At 68.9% G+C, this 9,043-nt stretch carries 9 protein-coding genes and 4 tRNA genes; 9 read left to right on the top strand and 4 right to left on the bottom strand.

Translation table 11 applies throughout. The features are described from left to right. Window positions 1–42: 42 nt before the first annotated feature. Together ACWGIC_RS26340 and ACWGIC_RS26335 are read right to left on the bottom strand one after the other, a co-directional pair. Window positions 43–1,593, bottom strand: a complete 1,551-nt coding sequence (locus ACWGIC_RS26340; RefSeq protein WP_452078592.1) for a sugar transferase — start codon at window positions 1,591–1,593, stop codon at window positions 43–45. A 587-nt stretch (window positions 1,594–2,180) separates the two neighbouring features. Beyond that, entirely contained in the window at window positions 2,181–3,077 is an 897-nt protein-coding gene (locus tag ACWGIC_RS26335) for a nitroreductase/quinone reductase family protein (RefSeq protein WP_452078591.1), read from the bottom strand. 394 nt (window positions 3,078–3,471) lie between these two features. Between ACWGIC_RS26335 and ACWGIC_RS26330 the strand changes: the two genes are divergently transcribed. The 5 genes from ACWGIC_RS26330 (at window position 3,472) to ACWGIC_RS26310 (ending at window position 5,783) form a co-directional block, all read left to right on the top strand. Then, complete coding sequence (locus ACWGIC_RS26330) at window positions 3,472–4,011, top strand: RNA polymerase sigma factor (protein ID WP_452078590.1); 540 nt, start codon at window positions 3,472–3,474, stop codon at window positions 4,009–4,011. Then, window positions 4,008–4,271: a hypothetical protein gene (locus tag ACWGIC_RS26325; protein WP_452078589.1), complete on the top strand. Its 264-nt coding sequence runs from the start codon at window positions 4,008–4,010 to the stop codon at window positions 4,269–4,271. Before ACWGIC_RS26330 ends, ACWGIC_RS26325 begins: the two co-directional genes overlap by 4 nt. 121 nt (window positions 4,272–4,392) lie before the next feature. Continuing rightward, complete coding sequence (locus ACWGIC_RS26320; RefSeq protein WP_452078595.1) at window positions 4,393–5,064, top strand: Crp/Fnr family transcriptional regulator; 672 nt, start codon at window positions 4,393–4,395, stop codon at window positions 5,062–5,064. A gap of 6 nt (window positions 5,065–5,070) precedes the next feature. Beyond that, window positions 5,071–5,274 (top strand): hypothetical protein, encoded by a 204-nt coding sequence (locus ACWGIC_RS26315; RefSeq protein ID WP_452078588.1) that lies wholly within the window; start codon window positions 5,071–5,073, stop codon window positions 5,272–5,274. A 2-nt stretch (window positions 5,275–5,276) separates the two neighbouring features. After that, window positions 5,277–5,783, top strand: coding sequence for a hypothetical protein (locus ACWGIC_RS26310; protein WP_452078587.1), 507 nt, complete (start codon window positions 5,277–5,279; stop codon window positions 5,781–5,783). A 100-nt stretch (window positions 5,784–5,883) separates the two neighbouring features. Here the strand turns inward: ACWGIC_RS26310 and ACWGIC_RS26305 are convergent. Further along, window positions 5,884–5,958: transfer RNA gene (locus tag ACWGIC_RS26305), tRNA-Val, on the bottom strand. A 391-nt stretch (window positions 5,959–6,349) separates the two neighbouring features. On the opposite strand from ACWGIC_RS26305, the gene ACWGIC_RS26300 reads away from it, so the two are divergent. The 4 genes from ACWGIC_RS26300 (at window position 6,350) to ACWGIC_RS26285 (ending at window position 7,145) form a co-directional block, all read left to right on the top strand. Further along, window positions 6,350–6,775, top strand: a complete 426-nt coding sequence (locus ACWGIC_RS26300) for an SsgA family sporulation/cell division regulator (protein WP_005159130.1) — start codon at window positions 6,350–6,352, stop codon at window positions 6,773–6,775. Window positions 6,776–6,904: 129 nt separating this feature from the next. Then, a tRNA-Gly gene (locus tag ACWGIC_RS26295) sits at window positions 6,905–6,977 on the top strand. A 21-nt stretch (window positions 6,978–6,998) separates the two neighbouring features. Beyond that, window positions 6,999–7,069 (top strand) — tRNA-Cys (locus tag ACWGIC_RS26290). Between the two features lies 1 nt (window position 7,070). Beyond that, window positions 7,071–7,145 (top strand) — tRNA-Val (locus ACWGIC_RS26285). Between the two features lie 130 nt (window positions 7,146–7,275). Here the strand turns inward: ACWGIC_RS26285 and ACWGIC_RS26280 are convergent. Next, window positions 7,276–8,919, bottom strand: coding sequence for a hypothetical protein (locus tag ACWGIC_RS26280; RefSeq protein WP_452078586.1), 1,644 nt, complete (start codon window positions 8,917–8,919; stop codon window positions 7,276–7,278). Window positions 8,920–9,043: the final 124 nt, after the last annotated feature.

Here is a 9,043-nt window from a genome sequence, read left to right as displayed (position 1 = left end):
CCTCCTGGGCCCGGCGGCCGCCGTCAACTGGTCCCCCGCAGGTCAGTAGGCGCCCTGCCCGGCGAGCACGGCCCGGAAGGTCTTCCAGAGGATCACCAGGTCCAGCGCCAGCGACCAGTCCTCCACGTAGCGCAGGTCGAGCCGGATGCTCTCCTCCCACGAAAGATCGCTGCGCCCGCTCACCTGCCACAGCCCGGTCAGCCCGGGCTTCACCAGCAGCCTGCGGCGCGCGGCCGGAGCGTAGGTCGCCGTCTCCTCCGGCAGCGGCGGCCGGGGCCCGACCAGCGACATCCGCCCGGCGACGACGTTGAACAGCTGCGGCAGCTCGTCGAGCGAATACCGGCGCAGCAGCCCGCCGACCTTCGTCACCCGAGGGTCCTTCTTCATTTTGAACAGCGGCCCGGCGCCTTCGTTCGCCGTCTCCAGGCCGCGGCGGATCAGATGCGCGTTCACGACCATGGTGCGGAATTTGAGCATCGTGAAGGCTTCGCCGTCCTTGCCGATGCGCCGCTGCCGGTAGATCACCGGGCCCCGGTCGCCCGCCTTCACCGCCGCCGCGATCGCCAGCAGCACCGGCGAAAACAGCGCGAGCAGCAACGCCGCACCGCACCGGTCGACGACCTCTTTCACCAGCCGCCGCCCGCCGCTGAACGCGGGCGCGGTCACCCGGAGCAGCGGCATGCCCAGCACTCCGCTGACGTTCAGCCGGGGCCCGGCGACCTCCATCAGCATCGGCGCGACGACCATTTCCGACGACGTGCCTTCGAGATCCCAGGCGAGCCGCTGCAACCGCTCCGGATTCCAGTACTGGTCGGCCGTGATGGCGACGACCCGGTACCCGCCGCGGCGCACGTGGCGGGAAAGCTCCTCGAGCCGCCCGACGACCGGCACCCCTTCGATCTCCCCGGTGCCGGTGGACGTGCAGACCGCCTCGACCCGCCATCCGACGTGCGCTTCGGTCCGGGTCCGCTTGATCAGGTCGGCGACGGTTTCCGCGCTGCCCGCCGCCATCACCGGCAGCAGGCACAGGCCGCGCCGCCGTTTCCGGTGCAGAACCTGCCGGAGCACGTATCGCTGCGGGAAGAGCACCAAAGCGACGGCGGGCACCACGAAAAAGACCCAGGGCTGGACTTCGAGCGCGCCGAACAACAAGCCGCCGAACGCGACCAGCACCGCCGAGGTGATCAGCGCGCGGCCCAGCGTGCGGTACTCCTCGGGACCCTCCCCCAGCACCCGCGCGCTCCACGCCCGGCTGACCGGAAGGGCGCAGAGGATCGCGAACGCGGTGCCGAACGCGTGCATGTCGTGCGGGGCGAGCCGGTCGATGACGAACGCGCTGATCGCGATCACCACGCAGGCCGCGACGAGATCCGAAGCGATCACCGTCCTGCGGTACCGTTTCTCCCATTCCGCGGCGTGCGTTTTCGGCGGATCTCCCTCCGCCGGGCACACCACGGCCGGGTCGAGCCCGTCTTCGGCGGCACGCCCGGGCGGCGGGGCCGCTACGTCGACCGGCCGTGCGGGGACCGCCCGAAGGTCGACCCGCGGCAGCGAAACGCCGTCCGCGGGCCAGGGCCGCACCGGTTCTTCCATCAGTCCTCCCGCGCTACGCAAGCTCCTCGGACCTGATCGCCACCGGCACGCTGAGTCAGGACCGGCGATCACAATCAGTGATCATCGAGCGGTCCGGCTTCTCGTCGCCGAAGGTGTGATACTCGCCAAGGTATCGGGTGGTCAGTGAGCGGTGTTACAGAGATTTCCCAGCCACAGCCTGCGAGTCTTCCCGGTCAAGAAGCACCGGAAAGATAACGGGAATGTCACGATGGGTCACGCTGACTCGGCAACCGGAACTACCCGCAGTAGTCAAGTTTCCCACTACCTACACCGAACGGCCCAGCGGACCCGCAGCCGAATCAGCTCCCCCGGGCGGGTCAGCGGGCCCTCCCCCGCCGCCGTTCGGGCGGAAGTCCTCCGCCGATCCGCCGATTTCCCTGGCGCGCAGCGCGATCGGCGGCGGAATGCGCGGACTGTCCGGTCTTCGGCCGTTCGGGTGGTCTGAACCACCGTCCGCCCGCCGCCGGAACCCCGTCGCACATTTCTCCCGGACTAGCCCGGAATCTGCCCGCACCACCGCCCCCAGTCCACACTGGACACTCGAAAAGCGCTGCCCACCGCGGGTCTCAAGCTATCGGCGGCGCCGCGGCCGTCGCGTTGAGCGCGGTCACCACCGTTTGCTCCTCGAAGTCGAAGTGCGCCTCCAGCTCTCCGGCGAGCCGTTCCAGTTCGGCCCGCAGCCTCGCCGGGTCCGATTCGCCCGGGACGAAGCTGTCGACCAGTTCCTGGATCGAGTCCTGCAGCCGCGCCACCGTCCGATGCTCCCCGGCGAGCTGCGCGATGGCCGGGGCGAGCGCCGGGAACTGCTCGGCCAGCGCGGGGAACACCGCCGAATCCTCTCCGACGTGGTGGCGGCGCAGCGCGGTGCAAAAACTGAGGCAGTGAGTGCGCATCTGCTGAGCCAAGTCCGGTTTCGGCCGGACGATCGCGGTCGCGCTGCCTTCGGCCACACGGTCCGCCTGCTCGCGCAGCGTCCGCAACTCGCCGCGGAGCCATTGGTGCACTTCGACGAGCCAGTCGCCCATGCCTTTGACGCGTTCTTCGCCTGGCCGCGGTTCGATCCGGTGCAAGACGACCACCGGGATTTCCCGGGTCGTCTTCGCCTGGTAATCGCCATAGCCCGGAGCCTCGGCGACAACTCGCGCGAAAAGCTTCTCGTACGCCTGTCCTCGCGGAAGGGCGGCGATCGCGCGATAAGTGCCGTCGCGGGTCTCGACGGTCACGATCGGATTCCGCCGGATGTTGTGGTACCAGGCGGGATCGCGGTCCGCGCCGTTCGCCGACGCGACGACCACGCCGTCGCCGTCGATCTCCAGGTAGCCCAGCAGGACCTCCCGGTCCAGGCCGGTCCTCGCGCCGGTCGTCGTCAGCACTGCCAGCGACCAGCCTTCGAACATGCCGCCCAGTTCGCCTCGGTTCGCGCGGAACTCGGCGATGAGCCGGCGGTGAAAATCGTTGCTCACACAATTCCTTTCGGTTTTCCGGAAAGGAGGCGTCGAGCACAGGAAAGGACGCGAAAAGACCCCGCAGGCACAAGCATGGCGCAGCGATCCGGCTGACGGATACGCGAAACTGCGAGAGACGGAGAGCCCGATCTCTGTGCTGGCTGGTTAGCCGCTACCTCCATGCATAGGCCCATACGGGGCGCACAGCTAAGTTAGCACAGCCCGCGGCCGCCGGCTTCGCGCGGCGCGGGCTGAATCCTTTCGCCGGGCCGGTCGCTCTTATGGACGTGCGGCCACAAGGGCCGACGCGTCGAAGGAGGTTCGATGACCCTGGTCATTGTCGCGGTGGTGGTCGTGGCGGTTCTGGTGTGCGGCTGCGTGGTGTTCCTGCGAGCGCGCGGCAGGTCGAAGCGTGGCTGACTCCTGGCCTGCCGACCAGCTCGTCCTGGCGGCGCAGCGCGGCGACGAGGCGTCGATCGCCGTGCTGGTCTCGGGCGCCTACCCGCACGTCCGGCGGTTCGCGTTCTCGTTGTGCGCGAGCAGCCAGGACGCCGAAGACGCGGCCCAGGAGGCGATGATCGTCCTGTTCCGCAAAATCGGAACGCTGCGGGCGACCGCCGCGCTCGCGTCGTGGATGTTCCGCATCGTGCGCAACGAATGCCTGCGCCGGGCCCGGGCCCTGGTGCAGCGCGACGAACCGCTCCCGGAAGCAGCGGGCCCGTCCGCCGAGGACGACGTGCTGAGCAGGCTGGAGGTCGAACGCCTGTCCGCCGCCATCGCGGCGCTGCCCGAGGATCAGCGCGGGGTGCTGATCATGCGCGACATTCAAGGTCTGCCGGGCAAGACCGTCGCCGCAACGCTGGGACTGAGCACCGCGGCGATGAAGTCGCGGCTGCACCGCGCCCGCGCCGCGGTCCGCGCCGGCCTGGATCTTCCGGAGGAAAGCCGATGAGCAGCCGGCCGTCGTTCGCCAGCAAGTCCCTGCCGGTCCATCTGGCGCGCGGAGCCGTCGGATTCGGCCTGATCGCCGCGTCGATCGCGCTGGCCCCGGTCGTCGGCTGGGCGAGCCTGCTGTTCCTGCCCGCGGGCGTCCTGGCGCTGCGCGGATGTCCGACCTGCTGGGCGATCGGGCTGGTGCAGACCCTCTCCCGGGGACGGCTGGAGCGGACCTGCGAGGACGGGCAGTGCCGGATTTCGCGGGGAGGCTCCTGACCCGTCGACGGGGGCGGTCGCCGCTCGTTGAGCCGCGACCGCCCCCGCACGACGCCGACAGAGAACCCAACGGACACCATTGTGCTCACCAGAGGGTATTTGTACACTCTCAGGGGTGGACATGGTGCATCTTGACGAGAGCAACTGGCTCCTCAGCGAGGAGGACATCGCCACGCTCGAAGGCGTGGGGAGCACCTTGCGCCGCGAAGACGGCCACGTCTTCATGCGCGAGGGGGAAGCCAGCGATTTCCTTCTGCTGATCAAGAAAGGCCACGTCAAGGTCATCGCCGGGCAGCCGCCCCGCATCGTGGCGTTTCGCGGCCCGAGGGAAACGGTCGGCGAACTCGGCGTGCTCGACGACGAGCCGCGCTCGGCCACCGTGATCGCGTGGGGCGACGTCGAGGTGCTGCACGTTCCGGCGGCCGAGCTGAAGACGTTCCTCGACCAGCACCGCGGCGCGGAGCGGGCGCTGCACACCGCGGTCCGCAAACGGCTCGCGCAAGCGACGCGCAAGATCTCGGATTCCGACCTGGCCACCGAAAGACGCATCGCGAAGGCGCTCACCGACCTGATCGGGAACGGCATCTGCGAGATCGTCGACGGCACTCCGACCGTGCGCCTGAGCCAGAAGGACCTGGCTTCGCTGACCGGTTCTTCGCTCGAGGCGGCCAAGAAGATCGTCCGCGTCTTCAAGGGAATCGGCCTGATCGACACGAGGCGGTTCCAGATCCGGGTGACCGACGTCGACGCGCTTCGGCGAATAGCCGACGGCAAACCCGCCTCGTCGTGGTGACCCGCCGTGGCGTCCCTCTTCGAACACACCTCGAACGCGTGGATTCTTATTGCCCTGACGGCAGGTTTGATCGTGCGCCAGGTCGTCAAGCTGATGATGTTCCGGGCGGCGATCAAGAACAGCAGGCCGGCGGAGCGCGCCAAGATCATCCTCGCGATGCGGGGGCTGATCGGCCGGGGAACGTCATCTCGACCGGACGACAAGGACTAGCTGTGGCCGCCACGACCGGCAGGAATCAGATCGCCGACAACGGGTTCATCCGCGAACTGCTCGCATTGGACCTCGACCCCGGCCAGTTCGTCGTCTTCGGCAGTGCTCCGCTGCTGGTCCACGGGTTGCGCACGGCTGTCCGCGATCTCGACGTGGTCGCCAGGGGCGACGTGATGGCCTGGGCGCGGCGAACCGGGACGCCCGGGGTCGGCGCCTACAGCGGAGACCCCGTCTGGCAGCTGTGCGGCGGTCGCGTCCAGTTCTCCGAAAGATGGATCACGAACCGGTGGGATTCCGACGACCTGATCGAGAACGCGGAGGTCGTCGGCGGCCTCCGGTTCGCCCGCCTGCGCGACGTCCTCGACTACAAGCTCGAATTGCGGCGTCCCAAGGACCTGGCCGACATCGAGCGGATCCGGGAGCATCTGCGGAAGGCGGACCAGGCCGGTCCTCGGCTGCGGGCGTGCTGCGCGGCGGGGACAGGTCCCGCGGCGGGCGGCGCCGAGTAGCCCTCGGCCCGGGCGCCCTCCGGGAGGACACCGGCGGGCCGGGCCCTGGCTACGCCGAAGGCCCGCCGGCGAGAATCGCTGACGGGCCTTCGGGCGGAGATGGTGGGCGATACTGGGATCGAACCAGTGACCTCTTCGGTGTGAACGAAGCGCTCTCCCGCTGAGCTAATCGCCCGCTCGCGGTGCGGAACCAGCCTACCGCACAACTTTCGGGGGCCTGCAAACGGGTGGTTTGATCCGACTACAGCGCGTCTGCCTGCGAATACGTTCCGAACAACCCCGAGCTAGCCAAGGCCCTGCGCGGGCGGGGGCGCGTGCGGCCGTCCGCGACATCCGTGCGACGGTGCTATCGCACAGCGGCCGAACCGCGCAAGATGTACTGGTGGCTCCCCACCGGGCGCCCGCTGAAGGCTGCGCGGCACGGACGGCGACGGACCGGACGGACCTCGGGGCAGACGGTCTCGAACGGGTGATCTCGAGCGCACTCGCGACGGATCCGGGCTCCTGGTGCGTCTCACCGTTGTCCTCGGTCGTCCGGGCCGGGAAGGGAGACGAAGGGTAGGACGATGCGCAACGATCACGTGACGCTCCGCTCGACGGCGGTCTTCGACCTGCTGGCGCCGCGGACCCCGGCGGTTCCGGTGAAGGTGGAGCTGCGCTACGACACCCGCGACCCCTATGCCGTCGTCGCCGCCTTCCGCACCGGGCGGGCCGGCTGGGTCGAATGGGTCTACGCGCGCGACCTGCTCGCCGACGGCCTGCTCGCCGACGCGGGCGACGGGGACGTCCGCATCCGGCCTTCGGTGGAGGACCCGGAGTCGGTCCTGATCGAGCTGAACTCGCCGTCCGGGCACGCCATGTTCGAGGCGTCGGCGCAGGAGCTGGCCGATTTCCTGGACCGCACGTACGACGTCGTGCTGCCGGGCAACGAGCACCTGTGGGTCGACGTCGACGACGCGCTCACCCACCTGATCCCGAACGATCTGGCCTGATCACCGGCCCGCACGCGGGCCAACAACCCCCCGGTGACGAGACGGTCGCCGGGGTCGGATATGGTTCTTTCACACCACGGCGACGGGGTGCGGACCGGAATACCGGCACCGCCTCGGACCCGGGGAAGTGCGGACGTAGCGCAGCTGGTAGCGCATCACCTTGCCAAGGTGAGGGTCGCGGGTTCGAATCCCGTCGTCCGCTCGGAGGGCTCAAGCCCCATGCGGTGGAGTGGCCGAGAGGCGAGGCAACGGCCTGCAAAGCCGTGTACACGGGTTCGAATCCCGTCTCCACCTCGCGCGATTAGCTCAGCGGGAGAGCGCTTCCCTGACACGGAAGAGGTCACTGGTTCAATCCCAGTATCGCGCACCAGCTTGGTTCACAGGTCGGAAGCCCTGCTTCTCTTCGGAGAGGCAGGGCTTCCGTCATTCCCGGGCAGTTCGCATCCAGAGCGGTCTCCGAACCTGCCGCGCACCTTCCGGGGCACTGGCCTACGCGACCGCTACACCTGTATGCGCTTGAACAATGTCGAGGCCATGAGTTGCGTCGGCTCTCCCCACGCCGCGGCGAATGCTTGCCACCGGCTCGGCGAATCCCCGCAGATCTCCGCGACTCTCGCCGCGAGCCGCGGCCCGTAGACGGGATGACGCTCGATGTCGCGCACCGGCAGGCGCCAAGCGAGGTCGTCGGTCATATAGGCAGAACCGAGAACGTGGGCGACGACCGCGTCCCGGTGTCGGCTTCGGTCGCGAAGCAGTTCGGCAAGCACTGCTGCCGGGTCTGCCGCCTCCGAAAGTTCCTCGTCCGTCGGCAAGCTCTCAGCGGCAGGTTCAGGCCTGACCGACGACACGGCCCGCGGCTGCCGCGCCGCGAGGATTTCGGCGCACACGCGGCGCGTGCGGCTGCGAGCGGGAAGCTGATCCTCGATGTCGCGGATGTGTTCGTCCGGCAGGTGCTCAAGCAGGTCCCGGATCTGCGACGGCGACGCCGCCCGGTTTCCCGCGATCGAGTCGACGAACCGGTAGTAGGCGATCTGGGGTCCGGGCCGGCCCTCGACAGACGCAGCACGCACTAACGCGTCGACGCAGCCGGACGTGGTGGCCGCGCGAGCGACGGCGGCGAGATCAGCCCACTCGCCGATTCGGGCGGCTTGTACGGGATCCCATCCATCCGCGACCAGTCTGGCGACTGCGTCCCCTGTTTCGTCTCGGGCCAGCCGGACGAGCTGAGGAAACCGCTTCAGGTACCCGATGAGGTCGGCTGCCCCCGCTGCCTTCAATTCCGGCAAGCAGGCAAGCAGTTCGGCATCGGCGAGTTTGTCCGAGGCGAGGAACGCGCGCTGGATACGGGGACCGTGCACGGGATGGGACAGCAGTTCCTCGCGGCGGCTGGACGGCAGCTCGTCGAGCAGGCTCTTGAGCAAGGTCTCCGGGTCATGCCGGTTGTACCGTTCCGGCATTGCAGCCGGCTGCTTCGGGGGCTGCGAACGGAGCACTGCGTCGAGGACGCTTGAGGCGAGTTGTACTCTCGCCTCGGCGGACCAGTCCTTGGCCTCCCACCAAAGCTTTGCAGCGTCTTCGCCGGAAAGCGCAGAGACCTTGCGCATAGCCGTTTGCGCGGCGCTTTCCCGCCGCAACACGGCTGCGAGAACGCTGGCATTGGCGGGAAACCTGCTCAGCAATTCGAGCGCTTCCTCATCGGTGCAGCAATCGTCGGCGGCCAGGTCCGCCGCCTCCCACGACCCCACGCCGGCGAGCAGCCGCAGCCGATCCTCGCGATCAAGGTCCTTCCGGGCGAACAGCGGTTTGACTCCCCGGGCCGACACCCGCCGCGCTGCCTTGTCGACGAGTTGCCGCTTTCCCTCTGCCGGCAGATCCGGCAAGTCGGCGAGGCGGGTCCACAGGTCACGGGATTCGGCCGCCGACCATTCTCGGCGCAAGCCGGACGTGAAGTGCTCGCCCGCTGGCTCCGCAGGCACGACCCCGCGGCGCGGGAGGCCGACCGCAAGCCTCGCCGCCGGCAGGTCGTCGACGACGAACAGGTCCTGGCTCCATTCGCCGGGCCACGCCACGACCAGCAGCTCCTCCCCCGTGGCAGAACCGAGCATCGCCCGTTTTTCCGACTCCGTCTTGGCCTGGGCGGCCACGCCGTCCGCACCTACCCGCAGCAAGGTCACCGTCCTGGCCAGCCAGGGCAAGTGCTCCGCCGAACTTGTCCGCCGCAGATGTGCGTCGAAAGCGATCTTTCCCCTCATCTGCCTCATCCTAAGG

The organism is Amycolatopsis sp. NPDC054798 (genome assembly GCF_053611505.1).
The sequence above is the reverse complement of the archived record's forward strand: the minus strand, read 5'-3'. Positions and strand labels throughout refer to the sequence as shown.